The 239-nt window shown below is 70.3% G+C and carries 1 protein-coding gene; it reads left to right on the top strand.

Features of this window, described 5'->3' with window-relative positions; genetic code table 11:
- Window positions 1–239: chorismate synthase (locus SB754_RS22715; RefSeq protein ID WP_410784528.1), on the top strand; the 239-nt coding region annotated here is incomplete at both ends.

Below are 239 nucleotides of genomic sequence, written 5' to 3'. Positions count from 1 at the left end.
CCCGGCCCCGGCCCGGCCACGCCGACTACTCCGGCATGCTCAAGTACGGCTTCGACGATGCCCGTCCGGTCCTCGAACGCGCCAGTGCCCGCGAGACCGCAGCCCGCGTCGCCATCGGCACCGTTGCCCGCAACTTCCTGCGTCAGGTCCTCGGTATCGAGGTGCTCTCGCACGTGATCTCCATCGGCGCCTCCGACCCGTATGTCGGTGCCGCGCCGGTCTACACGGACCTCGAGCAG

Source organism: Leifsonia sp. SIMBA_070, assembly GCF_046534635.1.
GTDB lineage: Bacteria > Actinomycetota > Actinomycetes > Actinomycetales > Microbacteriaceae > Leifsonia.
Note: the sequence above shows the minus strand (reverse complement) of the source record. Positions and strands in the feature narration are given on the sequence as shown.